Origin of the sequence: Tolypothrix bouteillei VB521301, assembly GCF_000760695.4 — a bacterium.
Taxonomy (GTDB): Bacteria; Cyanobacteriota; Cyanobacteriia; order Cyanobacteriales; family Nostocaceae; genus Scytonema; species Scytonema bouteillei_A.
In genome coordinates, this window is record NZ_JHEG04000001.1 from 5,591,648 (window position 1) to 5,608,090 (window position 16,443).

The 16,443-nt window shown below is 42.2% G+C and carries 13 protein-coding genes; 2 read left to right on the forward strand and 11 right to left on the reverse strand.

Features of this window, described 5'->3' with window-relative positions; translation table 11 throughout:
• Positions 1-20: 20 nt before the first annotated feature.
• On the reverse strand, positions 21-539 hold the full coding sequence (locus HC643_RS22555) for a YraN family protein (RefSeq protein ID WP_038089462.1): 519 nt from the start codon (positions 537-539) through the stop codon (positions 21-23).
• A 16-nt stretch (positions 540-555) separates the two neighbouring features.
• Here HC643_RS22555 and HC643_RS22560 point away from each other — a divergent pair, with 16 nt between their 5' ends.
• Positions 556-1,071, forward strand: a complete 516-nt coding sequence (locus tag HC643_RS22560) for a pentapeptide repeat-containing protein (RefSeq protein WP_038089459.1) — start codon at positions 556-558, stop codon at positions 1,069-1,071.
• 88 nt (positions 1,072-1,159) lie between these two features.
• Here the strand turns inward: HC643_RS22560 and HC643_RS22565 are convergent, their stop codons facing one another.
• The 8 genes from HC643_RS22565 to HC643_RS22600 form a co-directional block, all read right to left on the reverse strand.
• Positions 1,160-2,398: a glycosyltransferase gene (locus HC643_RS22565; RefSeq protein ID WP_038089456.1), complete on the reverse strand. Its 1,239-nt coding sequence runs from the start codon at positions 2,396-2,398 to the stop codon at positions 1,160-1,162.
• A 232-nt stretch (positions 2,399-2,630) separates the two neighbouring features.
• On the reverse strand, positions 2,631-4,070 hold the full coding sequence (locus HC643_RS22570; RefSeq protein ID WP_038089453.1) for an RtcB family protein: 1,440 nt from the start codon (positions 4,068-4,070) through the stop codon (positions 2,631-2,633).
• Between the two features lie 874 nt (positions 4,071-4,944).
• The gene (locus tag HC643_RS22575; protein ID WP_050045277.1) at positions 4,945-7,626 is read right to left on the reverse strand and encodes a DEAD/DEAH box helicase; all 2,682 of its coding nucleotides are present in this window, start codon (positions 7,624-7,626) and stop codon (positions 4,945-4,947) included.
• Positions 7,627-7,897: 271 nt separating this feature from the next.
• Positions 7,898-8,713 carry a pyrroline-5-carboxylate reductase gene (proC, locus tag HC643_RS22580; RefSeq protein WP_038071908.1) on the reverse strand — a complete coding sequence of 272 codons (816 nt, stop codon included), beginning with the start codon at positions 8,711-8,713 and terminating at the stop codon, positions 7,898-7,900.
• Between the two features lie 89 nt (positions 8,714-8,802).
• Positions 8,803-9,393, reverse strand: a complete 591-nt coding sequence (locus HC643_RS22585) for a cell division protein SepF (RefSeq protein WP_038071906.1) — start codon at positions 9,391-9,393, stop codon at positions 8,803-8,805.
• Between the two features lie 386 nt (positions 9,394-9,779).
• Complete coding sequence (locus tag HC643_RS22590) at positions 9,780-10,448, reverse strand: YggS family pyridoxal phosphate-dependent enzyme (RefSeq protein ID WP_038071904.1); 669 nt, start codon at positions 10,446-10,448, stop codon at positions 9,780-9,782.
• On the reverse strand, positions 10,445-10,723 hold the full coding sequence (gene pipX, locus HC643_RS22595; protein ID WP_038071902.1) for a transcriptional coactivator PipX: 279 nt from the start codon (positions 10,721-10,723) through the stop codon (positions 10,445-10,447). Before pipX ends, HC643_RS22590 begins: the two co-directional genes overlap by 4 nt.
• 168 nt (positions 10,724-10,891) lie before the next feature.
• Positions 10,892-12,439 (reverse strand): anthranilate synthase component I, encoded by a 1,548-nt coding sequence (locus HC643_RS22600; RefSeq protein ID WP_038071899.1) that lies wholly within the window; start codon positions 12,437-12,439, stop codon positions 10,892-10,894.
• 162 nt (positions 12,440-12,601) lie between these two features.
• Between HC643_RS22600 and rfbC the strand changes: the two genes are divergently transcribed.
• On the forward strand, positions 12,602-13,147 hold the full coding sequence (gene rfbC, locus HC643_RS22605) for a dTDP-4-dehydrorhamnose 3,5-epimerase (RefSeq protein WP_038071897.1): 546 nt from the start codon (positions 12,602-12,604) through the stop codon (positions 13,145-13,147).
• A gap of 60 nt (positions 13,148-13,207) precedes the next feature.
• Here the strand turns inward: rfbC and HC643_RS22610 are convergent, their stop codons facing one another.
• Positions 13,208-14,944: a PPC domain-containing protein gene (locus HC643_RS22610; protein ID WP_050045276.1), complete on the reverse strand. Its 1,737-nt coding sequence runs from the start codon at positions 14,942-14,944 to the stop codon at positions 13,208-13,210.
• Between the two features lie 194 nt (positions 14,945-15,138).
• On the reverse strand, positions 15,139-16,326 hold the full coding sequence (locus HC643_RS22615) for a CAP domain-containing protein (protein WP_038071894.1): 1,188 nt from the start codon (positions 16,324-16,326) through the stop codon (positions 15,139-15,141).
• Positions 16,327-16,443: the final 117 nt, after the last annotated feature.

Genomic DNA, 16,443 nt, shown 5'->3' on the forward strand with positions numbered 1-16,443 from the left:
TGTTTGTTATCCTTTACCTGCTACCAACTGCTCGAAACATCAAAAGCTGCTGGAATGTATTCATATAGTGTTAATTTATACTTACTCTCTAGAGAGAGCCTTTGCTTTTCTTGAGCCTTTTTCACTGTAAGTGGCTCTTGTGGTGTCTGTTGATAACCAACAATAGCAACATCAAATCGGCAAGAGTAGTTTGCTTTTTCAGGATATTTAGCCAAAAACATAAGAGCAGTACGCCAAAGTTTTGCTTGTTTTCTTTGCGTTACAGCAATTCTTCCTCCTGCGTCCCAATTCAGTTGACTGCGTGTTTTCACTTCAACAAATGCCAAAAGAGGTGATGAGCGGGATGGGGGGAGAACTTTTTTCCTATTTTCTGCATCTAGTCCTTCTTCGTTAAATTGGGCAATAATATCAATTTCTCCCCTAGAGTAACGCCATCGGCGATGCAAGATCGTCCAGCCTTGAGATTCCAACCAATTAACAACTAGGTCTTCTCCTGCGATACCTATACGGGGATAATGAGATGGAGGATGGTTTGCCATTAGTAAAAAATTGACGATGACTAGGTTAAGAAATCGGATTTGGGCAAGGATAGTCTGTATACTGCTTTGGGCAGTCGTATTTATAACAACCCCTGTAACTTGTGCGGTATTTGCACCACAAGCAATAGCACTTGACTACAACAAAGAAAACTTGGTAAATCAAGATTTCTCTGGACGTGACCTCACAGATTCCAGCTTTTCTCATGCCAATCTCCGTTACAGTAATTTGAGTCACACCAACTTAAACGGTGTTAGTTTTTTTGCTGCTAATCTCGAATCGGCAAATTTAGAGAGTGCAGATCTCACAAATGCGACTTTAGACTCAGCCCGTTTGAGCAAAACAAATTTGACTAACGCAGTTTTAGAAGGAGCCTTTGCTGCCAATGCCAAATTTGATGGTGCTATTATCGACGGAGCAGATTTTACTGATGTACTGCTACGTAAAGATGAGCAAGAGAAATTGTGTAAGGTAGCGCAAGGCACTAATCCAACCACAGGACGCAACACTCGCGATACTTTATTCTGTCGGTAGTTCAAGCTAAATTCTGGCTTGGAGTTAGAATAGCTCACTCTCGTGCTTAGTTATAATTTCTTCTACTAAGGTAGCAAAAGAAACTAAGCTATGACGAGCGACGCAAAGAGGGGAGTTGAAACTCAATTTGCTGCTGAATGAATCGAACTACGTTGGCGCGATCGTACTTTTTCATAGCTGTTGCACGAGCAGCGCTCCCCAAGCGATCGCACAAATCATAATTCTGCAAAAGTTCCAAACAAGCTTCGGCAAACTCTTTGGGATTGTCTCGCATCAAAAATTCTTGTCCGTCTTTGAATTCCAATCCCTCAGAACCCACACGAGTCGCAACTATTGGTTTGCCATAAGCAGCCGCTTCAACCATTTTGACCCGTGTTCCTCCTCCTGATAAGATAGGGCAACAAACAACTCGTGCTTGCTGATAAAGTTCAGGCAAATTATCCACAAAGCCAGCAAATTCAACACCAGGTACACCTTTGTTGTAGCTGTGAATATTTTCTGGATAAGGTCCGGCAACAATCAATCGGGCATTGGGCATAGCTTTATGAATGTGAACCCATACTTTCTCAATTAAAAAGTTGGCTGCGTTGATATTGGGATAGTAGTTGTAACCTCCTAACATCATTAAGGTAGGTTCTAAAGTAATTATTTGTGGATTGGGAATTGCGATCGCATTTGGTATGCTGACGACACCGGGTACTCCCCAACGTCCTGTGAGGTAATTGCGATCGTGTTCCGAGCAAACAAAAGTGCGACGTGCTAGCTGAATTGCTTGCAACTCACCACGTAACCGCGCTGGTACTTGCAAATAATAGAGTTGTGTAACCAGTCGAGTTGGGGGCTGTCGAATTTGGCGTATAAAACTAATGTGTTCAATATCATCTAAGTCGAGAAAAATAGGTGGTAAATCTTGCTGCACCTGCATAAGCGCACTCATTGATGAAAGCCGATGCACAAAAATAGCATCTGGCTTTCGACTCAAGCATTGTTCAAGTGCTTGCATTTGTTGTGGCGTTACCAAGAAATCTGACTGTTGGAAAAAACTAAAAATACCACCCCACTGCTGCTTCCATTTAGGAAGAAAATTGTCGTCTTCCTTCGGGCATAAAAATAGATTAAGCGGTGTTTGCCAATGCTGGGAAAGCTCACTTTCTGTTTGCGCGATCGCTTCTGGAGAAAGGTCAGTTTCCGGCGGTACAAAAAACAACATATCAAGTTGACCGAGCAATTTAATAGCATCAATAAACATTGACATCCGTTTATAGATACCTAAAGTACTCTTGCTTAAATCTTCAGGAAAATGAATAGAGATAAAAAGAATTCGCATTGCTTACCTCTTGATTGGAATTGAATCTTCAGCGATCGACAACTGTGTTAATGACAAACATTTTCTCATCTTAGAAGAATAGGGTAGACGTTAAATAAATGTTTGAACTGCAGATCTCACACCAGAGCGTAGAAGTCAATTCCTAAGATTTGAGAAAATTTAAAATATTATCTGCAAACCAATAAAAACCTCTCTACTAGCAAAGAGGTTTTTAAAATAAAGTCGGTAGATATCAAGCCTTAAAGGTCAAAACCGGAGTTAACCTTGCTACAACACTTACCATATCCGCCTGTACTTGCACATCAATCAAGGGTTGTATGGGTTTATAAGCAGCTGGCGCTTCTTCAATGCGGCGTTCTTCCCGCAACGTAATACAGTCTACGCCCGTTAATCCCAAAGCTTCTTCACTGTGAGATGCTCCTTTACGGCTCAGGTCAAAGCGTGAAAGCACTCTTCCCGCACCGTGGGAAGCAGACGAGCAAAAAGCGGAATTGCCTTTCCCCACGGCTAGAAATGATGGCGCACCCATGGAGCCCGGTATAATTACGGGTTGTCCTTCGTAGGCGGGACAAGCACCCTTGCGAGTCACCCATCCCGCACCCTCTCTCAATGTGATGTTGTGCGGTAAATCGTACACTAGTGGCGCGTCTGCGTCACCATAGACTTCGCGCAAACGCAAACGCAGCAATTCTGCTAACAAAAGTCTGTTAACAAAACCATAATTAGCTGCTGTCGCCTCTGCTTGCAAATACTGAGTGACAAGTTGGGGCTGAGAATGGACGGATAAAGGAAAAATACGAGAGTCTGGATACTTCAACCCTTTTTGCCAAGCGTCTTTCGCTTTGTCTCGCCACATTCCACCAATATACTTCCCTACATTCCGAGAACCAGAGTGAATCATGAAGGCAATTTGTCCTTCTTTAATTCCCCACGCATGGGCTAATGCTCTATTTTCTACTCGTTCTACTCTTTGAATTTCAACAAAGTGGTTCCCAGATCCAATAGTTGCAAGCCCGCCATCGCGTACTAGCCCCTCTTCAGGGACTAATTCTTCAGGAGCAAGTTTCCAATCTCCCTCCATTGAACCGTTTAAGAAGATGCGATCGCCCTCTGCAAGCAGTTCATTAAGATCGGATTTGGCAAAACTCCCTGTAGGCTCCTTAAACATGGCATCAACCCAACCAAGAACACCATGCTGAAACAATGCTCGCATAGTACGAGCAGTCATGGTTACATCACGGGTTCCAAAAAAGTAGTCCCCTTTCATGCGTTCTACAAACTGGTTGCGCTTTGCCAGAAACTGGTCAATTGTCAGGTTGGCAACGTGCAAGCGCATTCCACAGTTTATATCTGAACCGACAGCACTAGGAATGACTTGACCGATTGTTTCAATAACTGAACCAATGGCAATCCCGGCGTCACCGGGATGAAAATCCGGTGTTGCACAAGCACGACAAACACATCCACCAGCAGGATGGCTCACGCTGGCTAAGTTTGCTAGTTGTTTGAGCGCCTTTGCTTCTACGGGAAAACCTTCTGGAAGCAATACTTCTGCTACAGGTGCATCAGGAGTATTGGATAAACGAATAGAGTACGTATTGTTGTTGTAACTGACATCAAGCCCTTGCTTGGCTAGAGCTTGCAAAAGTCGTTTTAAATTCTTTGGCTGCATGAAAACTCCAAATTCAGCAGTGAGAAGAGTGCGTTACGTCAAATTTCATAAATCATGAAAATAAGACTCAGAACTTATCACTCTGAACTCAATGGCTTTGTTTTTTGAAGAGGTTTAGGAGACTTAGGTTCAGCAGCCGCGTCTCAACAAAATAGTGGAAGTCGTTTTCCCAGAAATTGTGGGAAGACGACAGGAGAATTCCTACTTATGTCTGTGCTACATTAATAACACAAAAATTTTCGAGTAGCAAGCTCTTTGTATTTGTGATTCCTATTTTGCCACAAAATATGTATTTTGAGTATTTTCAACTATTGCCAAATAGAGTTTATTGTCATTCAAAAAAAGAAGTGGCAGAGCCACTTCTAAGTAATTCCCAGGTAGAACCTAATATTTAGTATAACTTTTATAAATATTCCAAATCGTATAATTACACACTTATTAATTTTCCAATTTCCTTTGCTTTTTATGTTTTTAATGTAGAGATGTAACGAGCAACCTCTTTAAACATAAAGTTTGTATCCCCCTAAATTATTCGTAAAAATTTTCAGTGATTTGGGTGGATAATACCTATTAAAGCCTTATTTGGTGGATATTACCCACCCTAGGTATATTTAAATCAAATAAGTTATGGCAATCTTCTCTGATTCATAGCAAGTAAAAGACGCATATTCCCGACTGCTTAAAGAAGTCGTTCGTTTTAGGCTAATACGGTTCAGTTAACAATATCTAATCCTTGAAGATCCCCCCAACCCTACAACCGAAAGGGGGGATCGAGCCTTATCTGAACCTTGTTACGTTTTAGGCGGGTTGAATTTCCCGCTGAAAACATTCCACTGTTGCCTGTTCCCTCATAAAATGATTTGGGATTGCTATACTATTCCACAACTTCATTAACAGGAAATCTATCAATCAATTGCATTGCACGATTGGCATTACGGCGGAGGGTATCTGACAAATGGGGTACGTGAGGAATTTGTGAAAGTAAATCTAAAGTCCGGCGTAAAATTCTTACCACATCGCCCTCATCTAAACTTGTACTATCGCATAATTCTACCCACTCCATTCCCAATGCCCATTGTTCTACTAAAGAAACCAAATTGATATATTTAGTCTCCAAACCTACGGGTAATGCTACACCATGGCGGTATTGAACTTTAAGTACGGAACGACGAATTTTTTGCAGTCTCGTCCAAGCCTCATCCACGCTGGAGGAGATCTCAAAGTTAACTTTGCTGTCAGGACGTGGTGTTTCGGTCACCAATGCTGCTACTGTCGCTGCTAAATGTTGCGGATCTAAATTATCTAGTTCCTTACTAGCAAGTACCAAGCCCAACCATAATTCATTTTCTCCTCGAAGGGCTGCAGCACTCTGTCCCAATTCTGTAGGAACCAAATCAACCAGACATTCAAAGTGCTGTAGAATTGCAATTAAATTTAGAAATTCCTCCCAATGACGCTGGGATTCTTGCTCAACTTGCGATCGCAACTCCTGAATTTCTTCTTTTAATTCAGCAACACGTACTTTTCGTTTGGAAAGATTGCTCACATTACCAGACTGATGCAAGGGATGAGCCTCTAATTGCTGCTGTACTGCAACAAGGCGGCTTAACTGTTCTGCAACTTCTGGAGCCATATATTCAGTTCCACTGGGGTCGGGAATCTGTTGGGCTATTGCGGCTGTTTCCCAATTACCTGCAAGTGTTTGTCCCCGTTTCAAAGGTATCTCTGGTGGTGGGAGTAAATCCGCAGGCACTTCTATTCTGGGTAATTCTGCATACAAATCCAACACATCCGAGGGTGTTACGACATACCACCGATTATCTCGCCCCAAACAAACTAAATAACTCGTTTGAGAAGGACCTGGTGTTTTCCCCACCAAAACGGCTGGAATTGGCGCGGGCATTGTAAAGTTTTTACTCTTAAGACTCAAAAGCGTTCCCGATACGGCAAACCCCAACATCATTGCCAATTCTTCTTGTCGGGTTTCTTGAGCTTGTTCTTGCAGCGTTTTCAATAACTGACGTTCTACCCGCAAGCGTTGTCGCAATTTTTCATATACAGCGAGTTCCCCTTCATCAACTGCTTCAATCTGCGCTTGAAGATCGCCTAATTGCGTTTCTAAATATTCTATGTACTCATACTGTGGTTTGAGATGAAGGTTTGCCAAATATTGACCAAAACTGCGTTCTATCAGTTCTCTTGATTGTTCAACCGTATGAGTTTGCAGTAGGTTTAGCACCATGCCGTAACTCGGTGTAAACTGGCTGACCAAGGGATCTGGTTTAGATGTCGCTAAATAAGCTGCTTCCTTTGCTCCTTCAAAAGGAGTTTGCAGCGTCACCACATGACCCCGTTCATCCATCCCCCGACGACCTGCTCTTCCTGCCATTTGCAAAAACTCAGAAGCATTCAACAAGCGGTGTCCTGTATCGGTACGTTTGGAAAGGGTAGAAATGACTGTTGTTCTGGCTGGCATATTGATCCCAGCTGCCAAAGTTTCGGTAGCAAATACAACTTTAATCAGCCCTTGCTGAAAAAGTTCTTCTACCAGTACTTTCCAAGCAGGTAATACTCCCGCATGGTGCGCCGCAATCCCCCGGTATAAAGGTCCAACGTGTCCGGAGCGACCTGCATCTGGATTTCGTGTTAAAAATTCGTCAATTTGCCTGCGTAACTGCTGCGCTTCTTCTCTATTAACAAGCCAGAGGTCGCCGACTTCTCCCACGGCTTTATCACAACCCCGGCGACTAAAGATAAAGTAAATAGCTGGTAACATATCCCGTTCTTGGAGTGCGGTCAGAACGTGAGTAATTTCAGGTGCTTCAGCTCTTACGTTTTTACCTTTTTCTTTGTCTCCCTTTTTCTTCTTCTTAATAAGGCGGGAGTTAATTTTGGTTTTGTCGTCATTTAATAGGGGAAATAACCCTTTTGTTGTCCCAAAGTGAAATTCTAAAGGGACAGGTCGAAAATCTGAGTAAATCAAGTCTGTGGGACCGTGAACTTGATTTAACCAGTCGGTCAGTTCATCACTATTAGCAACCGTTGCTGACAGGGCTACAAGTTGAACAGTCCGGGGACAATATATGATGGATTCTTCCCAAACTGTTCCCCGTTGGCGATCGTTCATGTAATGGCACTCGTCAAGCACCACCCCCTCAACATCTGCCAAAGAAATCCCAACTTGTCCGATAGGCGTACCATAGAGCATATTGCGAAAAATCTCTGTGGTCATAACCAATATCGATGCATCTCGGTTGATCGAGGCGTCTCCAGTCAAGAGACCGACATTATCAAAACCGAATTTTTCGCGAAAGTCTCGCAGTTTCTGATTTGAGAGTGCCTTGAGAGGAGTCGTGTAGAAAACTCGCTTTCCTCGCGACAGGGCGCGATAAATAGCATATTCCCCTATTAACGTTTTACCTGAACCCGTGGGCGCACACACAACAACAGAGCGTCCGGCGTTCAGAGACGCGATCGCTTCCTTTTGGAACCGATCCAGTTCAAAAGGGAAGATCGAACTTGGGTCAACTTCAGGAGACAGCGCAGGATAGTTCACTCAATCTTAATTGCAACCATATCATCTACTATATTAACCAGTCTTTTGTCAACTTAGGCGATTGTTAATTGCTAATTGCTAATTGCTAATTGCTAATTCAACATCAGCCATCAGCTATCAGCCATTAGCCATTAGCCGTTAGCCGTTAGCCATCAGCCATCAGCCATTAGCCATCAGCCATTAGCCATCAGCCATCAGCCATCAGCCATTAGCCATTAGCCATTAGCCATTAGCCATCAGCCATTAGCCATTAGCCATTAACCATTAACCATTAGCCACGACCCAATTCCTGAGAGCGTGCTGTAGCGGCTTTAACTGCTTGAATTAAAGCCGAACGAAAAGAAGCTTGCTCTAGTTGAGCAATGCCAGCAATTGTCGTACCACCAGGACTGGTAACGCGATCTTTAAGTTCTGCTGGATGAATTTTTGTTTCATGGAGAAGCTTTGCTGTTCCCAGTACGGTTTGTAGGGCAAGTTGGTTGGCTATTGCTCTTGGTAAACCTGAGAAGACTCCACCATCCGCAAGTGCTTCTACCATGAGCGCTACGTAAGCCGGACCCGAACCCGATAGCCCTGTGACTGCATCCATCAAGCTTTCTGAAACTTCTACGACTTCTCCTACTGCCGAAAAAAGTTTCTTTGCTATTTCTTGGTGATGTGCCTTGGTATATGCCCCCATACATATTGCCGTCATTCCCGCCCCTACAGTCGCAGGGGTGTTTGGCATTGCCCGAATGACGGGTATGTGAGGAAAAGCTGCTTCTAATTGACCGAGAGTCACACCTGCCAATATGGAAATGACTAAAGGTTTTGAACCTGTGGGTATGACATCTGCTAATTCTTGAGCGATCGCGCTAAATACCTGGGGCTTAACTGCCAGAAATAGGACTTCTGTTGCTTGTGTAAACACCAAACGATTATCTGGTGTTAAAGTCACGCCGTACTCCTCCTGTAAGAAAACTTGCCGGGAGGGCTGCGGTTCGCTAACTATAACTTCTGATGGCTGGTATATTTTACGAGCAATAAGACGGGATAACAGCGCTTCTCCCATTACCCCGCCGCCTATTAAGCCAAATTTAGTTGTCATTTATGATTTGCCAAAAGTCAACTGCCGATTGTCATTTATCGTTATAATAAGGACAAATAACAAAGACAAAGGACCTATCGCTCATATATCTACTGTGCTACGCGGTTGGCGTCATTTCCCCAAGTTTGATTTGGGGTTGTTGTAGGGCGCGGACGCGCAGGTGGTTGAGGTACTTCGTGCAGAACACCCGTCTGAGTGCTCACTTGTACGCAGCTTGGTGTAAACAAGAATATGCTCTCGCCGATGCGTTCTTGATGTCCATCTAACGCGTAAGTTCCACCTGCAACAAAGTCTACTGCCCGTTGTGCTTGATCTGGGTCCATGATTGTTAAATTTAACACAACTGACTTACGCTCTCGCAATGCTTGAATTGCCTGGGGCATTTCTTCAAAGGTGCGTGGCTCTAGCACCAATACTTCTGAAATTCCATTCATTGCTCCTGGCATACCAATAACATTACTCATCGGCTTAGAACCTGCTGCTATATCATTTCCTATTGTAGGCACAGGTTCGCGCCAACGTCGATTAGCTGGTGTAGGTTCTTGTGGTGTTTGTTGAGACGCATTTTGTTCCTGATACAGATTTTGGTAGCTTTCTGTATCGGGTTCTTCTTCATAGTAATACTCTACTGGCTCATTTAGACCAACGAAGTCTCTCAGCTTAGAAAATATATTGTTCATGGTTTGCGCTCCTAGTGCCAATCACTATTGACTGTAGTGACTAAAATAACTCAGTCAACTCTCACTGCTACAATGGTCAGATATAACCCAGCAAATTTTAGCGCTGTTTGTAGCATCTATTACGTTTTGTTTTATGAACAGAAAATGCCCCCTGGTCTGTCCCTTATATTGTCTTGCACACAATAATGAGTCCAGATTATAACTTAACTAGAACGCTAGGGGAAGTTTATGACATCCTTTTTTTAATCTTTTATTTTTTTTAATCTTTATAAGCGTTGACTCAAATAAAAGGATGAAGGATGAAGTGTAGCTAGCAAAGGCACTCAGGCACTCGTAAGTATGTAACAAATTGAGAATAAAGCTTTTATCCTTCATCCTTTATCCGTTTAAGGTCTTTCACCAAATAAAATGGTTCCCAATCTGACCATCGTTGTACCTGCTTGTATTGCCAGTTGGTAATCGCCTGACATACCCATGCTCAGTTGGTGCATTTTTATGTTAGATAAATTTTTGTCTTGAATTTCTCTAGCTAGGTCTCGAGTGCGATAAAACACATCCAGTATCTCGGAATCATTTAATCCCAGTGGTGGAATTGTCATCAAACCATTAATTTGTAGATTTTTACACTCATTAAGTTGTGATAAATCTTCTAGTAACTGTGGTACAGTCCAACCTGACTTGTTAGGATCGCTCTTGATTTTCACTTGCAGGCAAACAAAAGGGCTTCGTCCCAATTGCTGTGCTAATTGGTTTAAGCGTTGAGCCAGTTTCAAACTATCCACAGAATGTATCCACTCAAAGTGTTCTATGGCAAGTTTTGCTTTGTTGCTTTGCAAGTGACCAATAAAGTGCCAGGTAATATCTGGTAAATCTTGCAACTCACGTTGTTTGGTTGCTGCCTCTTGGATGCGACTCTCTCCAAAATCGCGAATCCCGGCAGCATAGGCATAGCGCATCATTTCAGAGGTGACTTGCTTGGTAACAGCAATTAACCGAACTGAACTTGGGAGAGAGGACTGAATGGCAATAATACGTTCCTTGGGCGAACTACTCATTGGAAGGTGCGTTGGAAAACACTGTGAAGCTGATCGTACTCTTGTGATTGTCCGCTACGTCGTAAATTCCGTAAACGGGTTTCTAATAACATTCTTGCTTCTGTACGTCCAATTGACTGGAATTTGAGACCCTTTGCATCAGTTGTTACTAAAAAGAACAAGCGCTGTGCGTAAAGCGTAGTGAACAACTCCTGGTTCTCGTCCACCATACAAATCCTATAAAGCAAACCCCAAGTTGGATGATTTATGTAAGTTTCCGAGTTTTCTGAGTACATTTAATACTGTTTGATGATGAATGTATCAATAAAGGTGCAAAAACTCTGACAGTGATGGATGTGTCGCTGAATTTTTGCTGAAAAGTGCCAAAGTAGTGTAAAACCATTAGATTTTGTCACGAGCTATTAGTCAAGAGCTATTCCAAGAGAAGTCATTAACTAATAGCTTCAATTACAGTTTCTAGTCTCACCACTGAAAGGCTTTTGATTTAAGACTGCTGCTAGAGCTTGAAGTTGTGCTTGTGCTTTATACAGCGATTCATACCATTCTCTCTCAGGATCGCTGTCTGCTACAATTCCAGCTCCTACTTGTCCCCAGACAGTATTTATTGAGGATTTTGGCTTGGGGATTGAGGCATGGGCATTGATTATTAATTCTTCTGCCTTGTCTCCCTTGTTACCCTTGTCTTTTACAGTACAAGGAGCTAATAGAAGAGTACGGATAAGAATATTTAAGTCCAAATTACCCCGCCAATCTAAATAGCCGCATGAACCGTAGAACAAGCTGCGCCGTGTTGGTTCGAGTTCTTCAATAATTTCCATGCACCTCACTTTAGGGCAACCTGTAATTGTGCCGCCAGGAAACATGGCACGAATTAAGTCAAGGGCATTACATTCAGATTTTAGAGCTCCTTTGATATTGCTGACAAGATGCATGACGTGGCTGTAACGCTCAATTGTCAATAATTCATCAACAGTCACAGTTCCCCATTCACAGACTCGCCCTAAATCATTGCGTTCTAAGTCCACAAGCATAACGTGTTCGGCGCGTTCTTTGGTATTGTTCAGTAGTTCTTGCGCCAACTGTCGATCTTCGCTAGGTGTCATTCCACGCGATCGCGTCCCGGCAATAGGTCTTGTAGATGCATAACATTTTGTATCTCCATATTTTTGTAGTTGTACTAACCTTTCTGGGGAACAACTTACGACTTCCCCCCAAGGAGTTTGCCAGTAGCTTGCAAACGGAGAAGGATTGATCTGTTGCAGAACCCGATATACGTCCCAACCACAAGCTGTTGTTTGTATTTCAAAACGCAGCGACAGATTTGCCTGAAAGATATCTCCAGCTTGAATGTATTTTTTTGCACGGTTAACTGCTGCCTCGTATTGTTGTTGAGATACGTGGAAGAAGGGCGTGGAGAGGTGGGGAGGTGCGTTCTGATGACTCGGGGCTGAGGTGGATCGTATTCCCTTGTCGTCTGCTGCTTCTAATTTCTTCTCAAGCTCATCGAGTCCAACAGGACTACTAGCGGCTAGCCATAAAATTTGCTCTTTGTGGTTTAGGACAGCGAAGCACTCTGGTTCGTACCAAAAAGCTACTGGAAATGGTAAGAGGTCGGGTTTGTTGAAAGGTAGCTGTTCAATTTCCCATGCCACATCATAGCCCAACCAACCCAGCCAACCGCCTGTGAAGGGAAGAGGAGGAGGGGGGGGTAGGGGTGACATTTCCCGTTGTTCCCGTAGCAACTTGTCTAAAAATGGTAAAACTTCTCCAAGTGGTGGTGTCCACATTCGTGGAACTCCATCAACAACCCGAGGTGCGCCAGCACAAATAGAATATTGAGCCAGGTGGGGACAATCTGTTGGTGTTGGGTAAGGGCTTTCCAGTAAAGTGGCAATTTTATATTGGGAGGTATGGCGAAATAAAGCAATGAAAATATCAGAACCTGTACGATTTTCTAAGGGAAGCGATCGCCAATACCAAGGCTTTGTCATCATCTTTTATCAGAACGAGCCACGAATGCAGTTAAGTATATATGGCAATTGGCTATTTTTGCCAAAATATTTTTCTAAACCCATATTGCACTATGCTGTTAAATATTAACCACCTTCAATTCTTATCTATATCGTTTAATTTTAAATTGCCAGATTGGGTCAATGAATATTATCACTACGGAAATCCCTGAAGTTCTAATTATCGAACCAAAAGTCTTTCAAGACGAACGAGGCTTTTTCTTTGAAGCTTTCAATTATCAAATTTTTACAGAGCAAACAGGTATTTTTGTCAATTTTGTACAAGACAATCACTCAGCCTCAAAACATAATGTCTTGCGGGGATTGCATTACCAAATTCAACAACCACAGGGAAAGCTTATTCGTGCGATCGCTGGCACTATCTTTGATGTAGCTGTAGACATTAGAAAAAGTTCTCCCACTTTCGGCAAATGGGTTGGCTGCGAACTCAGTGATGTGAATAAACGACAATTATGGATACCCCCCGGTTTTGCCCACGGTTTTGTTGTCCGTTCAGAAACAGCCGAAGTTCTATACAAAACTACAGATTATTATGCACCCAAATACGATCGGTGTATTGTTTGGAACGATTCCAATTTAGCAATAGATTGGAATTTAACAAACCCGCCTATCCTATCTCCCAAAGATGCTGCCGGTCAATCTTTCAAAACAGCTGATATTTTTTTGTAAGAGCTAATGGCTGATGGCTAATGGCTAATGGAAGACCGATCGTCAATTAGCAGTTAGCTATTAGCTATTAACTATTTCAAGAGTGTAATTAGTATTATCTATGAGATCGGCAGTATAGACACGAATAAAGTAAGTACCAGCTCCTAATGTCGAGCTAATTGTACCATTTCTCCAAGGATTGCCATCAGATTGATACCACTTTTCATTGGCATCGTATATACCATTGCCGTTACTATCAAAAATTAACTCTACGTCTGCATAGCTACTTAAACTACCTAACGATAGATTAAAGTTGCTAGTTTGGTCTAAACTAAAGCGGTAGTAATCGTTGCGATCGCTACTACCTACAAAATCTGTAAAACTACGCTGTGTATTTAACGTACCAAAATCAACGGCTGTACCAAAAGTGTTGCCCGGATCTTTTGGTGTTGTACGTGGAGCAGCTGTTGCTGATATTCCCAGTGTATAGTGGGTGTTAGTGTTTGAGTCTTCAGAAAAGATCCGAATGAAGTAAGTTCCCGCTCCTAATGTTGCGCTAATTGAACCCTGTTGGTTACTGCTACCATAACCGTCGTACAACAGTTCGTTGGAATCATAAACTCCGTTACCATTAGCATCAAAAATAATTTCAATATCAGCGTAATCGCTTAACTCGGTTAAGGATAAGTTAAAGTAACTCGTTTGAGTTAGGGTCAAGCGATAATAGTCATTGCGATCGCTTGAATCAATAAGCTGGTTGTTTAAATTGCGGCTTCCATTAAGAAAACCAATGTTAAAAGCACTGTTCAAAGCATTGTCATCTCGATTAGGAGATGGAGAGAAAGAGCCAGGTAGGGCTGCTAGACGATTTTCCAAAAATCCATAAATCTCAAAGTGCTGTTGCGCCTGCTCGTTGCTGAAGTTTAATGCTTTTAAATCAGAATTATTGGCTAGGTAGTAACTGACATTAAAGGATTCAGAGGAAGCGCGTCCTTCCTGCAAACCATATCTCTGAAAGTGTTCAAACAGCTGAGTGTTAGATAAACCTGCTGCTCTTAAGTCAGCATTATTACTGTAATAATAATTCCTATTATAAGAAACTGAAAATCTTCGCCCTTCAGCAATTCCATAGCTAACTAAGTGCTCGAACAGTTGCTTGTTATTAAAACCTGCAGCGAATAAATCGGGGTTGGCAGCCCGATAGCGATTGATGTCAACAAATGGAGAAAAGTACCTTCCTTCCTCAACACCTGTAAGAACCAAGTGCTGTAGAGCCCGCTCGTTGGTCATACTGGCTAAGTCAGGATTGACATTACGGTAAAAATTGAGGTCAACAACCGGTGAAAATCGACGCCCTTCAACAATGCCAGCAATTTGAAGATGGTTAAAGAGTTGCTCGTTGTTGAAGCTAGCTAAATCGCCGTTATAATTGCGGTAAAAGTTGAGGTCAACAAAGGGTGAAAATTTTCGCCCTTCGCTTACACCAGTAAAGTTTAGATGGTTAAAGAGTTGCTCGTTGTTGAAGCTAGCTAAATCGCCGTTATAATTGCGATAAAAGTTGAGGTCAACAAAGGGTGAAAATTTTCGCCCTTCGCTTACACCATAGTTTTGCAAATGCTCGTAAGCTTGACGGTTACTAAAGTTTCTTAGGTCATTATTACTTGAACGATAAAAGTTCAGATCTACAATTGGAGAAAAGCGACGACCTTCATCTAAACCTGCTATTTGAAAGTGGGACTGTAATTGAGCATCATTGAGGTTCGCTAAGTCAGAATTAACAGAGCGATAGAAACTAGCATTAAATAAATTTACGGACATAGTTAAAGTTTAAAAACTTTTTAGAACACTTTTGATATTTCTAGTGTTCCCCATGTCCTATTGGTTCTTATCCATAAAAATACGGAAATTCAAAACTTTTTTCACAAAATATTGATGAGGCATATCCTAAAAGAACGCCAGAGTAGTAGATGCCCCAGTTTTTTCTTACCAAACGGTAAGAAAAGTTTTTTCCGTCAACCAAGAGTGCCTAAATCTTGAACCCAATAGTGGTTGTAATTAACACTGCCCGTGTCATTGGCAAGGTAATAGTATCCAACTCCAAGGAATTGAAATACTGGATTTAATATATTGGCACGATGTCCTGCACTGTTCATCCATGCTTGAAAAACCTCTTGAGCAGTTGAGTGACCTGCGGCAATATTTTCACCAATAGCAGAATATTGAAAACCCGATGCTTTGGCGCGATCGCCTACAGACGAACCATTAGGGTCGGTATGATTGAAAAAGTCTTTATTTGCCATATTTTGAACGTGTGTCTGGGCTGAATTATTTAACTTGTCACTCAACTGTAGGGGTTGCAAGCCTGCTTTCAAGCGTTCTGCGTTTGTCAAGTCTAAAATACTCTGTATGAAAGAATTGTTACTTGGACTTAAAGGTTGTGGGGCTGAAGTGGCTACAGGTGATGATGTAGGTGCAACAGATAAGCCCAAATTATAGTTAGTATTTGCACCGCTAACACCTTGATAAACTCGAATGTAATAAGTACCAGCTTGTAAATCGCTTACACTTAATGCTTCATTTACAGAACCAGCGCTAGTAGATGCTGAAATAATTTGTCCGTTACCAGTCAGTAGTTGTACGTTTGCATCAGCACTCAAACCATTGAGTCTCAACTGAAAGCTGTTATTTTGAGTATTCAGCTCTATACGATAGAAATCATCTCGATCTCCGTCACCAATAGATTCCCTATAGACAACTGTCTGGGAATTTAAAACAACGTTACGAGCCAGATTTAACGCATTACCAGCATAGTCGCGACTCATGCTGATATCAACAAAGGACGATGCTTGGCGACCTTCGGTTAAACCAGCAATTCGTAAATGGTCAAAAAGTTGCTCGTTGCTTAAGCCTGTAAGGTCACCGTTGTTCTGACGGTAGAAGTTGAGATCGACAAAGGGTGAAAACCGCCGTCCTTCGGAAATACCGTAATTGGATAAATGGTCGTAAGCTTGTTGGTTACTGAAATTTGCTAAATCTTGATTGCTAGCACGGTAGAAGGACAAGTCAACTAACGGAGAGAAGAGACGATTTTCAGCTAGACCAAAGTTTTGAAAATGCGACAGCGCCTGTGCATCTGTCAAGTTTTTGAGGTCTGGATTGGCACTTCGATAAAAATTTACATCAAATGAATTTACGGACATAGGTAGAGTTCAAAGAGATACTTAATGGGTTGGTCTTACCTTGGTATTCCCTATGCCATAAGACTTTAAACCTTGAAAATAGAGAAGTTTCAAAGTTTAGAGTTTGAGAAGAAATGT

Bases quoted from the DNA above. Each gene is read 5' to 3' on its own strand.
- HC643_RS22555 (WP_038089462.1), bottom strand. From the start codon at position 539: ATGGCAAACCATCCTCCATCTCATTATCCCCGTATAGGTATCGCAGGA.
- HC643_RS22560 (WP_038089459.1), top strand. From the start codon at position 556: ATGACTAGGTTAAGAAATCGGATTTGGGCAAGGATAGTCTGTATACTG.
- HC643_RS22565 (WP_038089456.1), bottom strand. From the start codon at position 2,398: ATGCGAATTCTTTTTATCTCTATTCATTTTCCTGAAGATTTAAGCAAG.
- HC643_RS22570 (WP_038089453.1), bottom strand. From the start codon at position 4,070: ATGCAGCCAAAGAATTTAAAACGACTTTTGCAAGCTCTAGCCAAGCAA.
- proC (WP_038071908.1), bottom strand. From the start codon at position 8,713: ATGACAACTAAATTTGGCTTAATAGGCGGCGGGGTAATGGGAGAAGCG.
- HC643_RS22585 (WP_038071906.1), bottom strand. From the start codon at position 9,393: ATGAACAATATATTTTCTAAGCTGAGAGACTTCGTTGGTCTAAATGAG.
- HC643_RS22590 (WP_038071904.1), bottom strand. From the start codon at position 10,448: ATGAGTAGTTCGCCCAAGGAACGTATTATTGCCATTCAGTCCTCTCTC.
- pipX (WP_038071902.1), bottom strand. From the start codon at position 10,723: ATGTACTCAGAAAACTCGGAAACTTACATAAATCATCCAACTTGGGGT.
- HC643_RS22600 (WP_038071899.1), bottom strand. From the start codon at position 12,439: ATGACAAAGCCTTGGTATTGGCGATCGCTTCCCTTAGAAAATCGTACA.
- rfbC (WP_038071897.1), top strand. From the start codon at position 12,602: ATGAATATTATCACTACGGAAATCCCTGAAGTTCTAATTATCGAACCA.
- HC643_RS22610 (WP_050045276.1), bottom strand. From the start codon at position 14,944: ATGTCCGTAAATTTATTTAATGCTAGTTTCTATCGCTCTGTTAATTCT.
- HC643_RS22615 (WP_038071894.1), bottom strand. From the start codon at position 16,326: ATGTCCGTAAATTCATTTGATGTAAATTTTTATCGAAGTGCCAATCCA.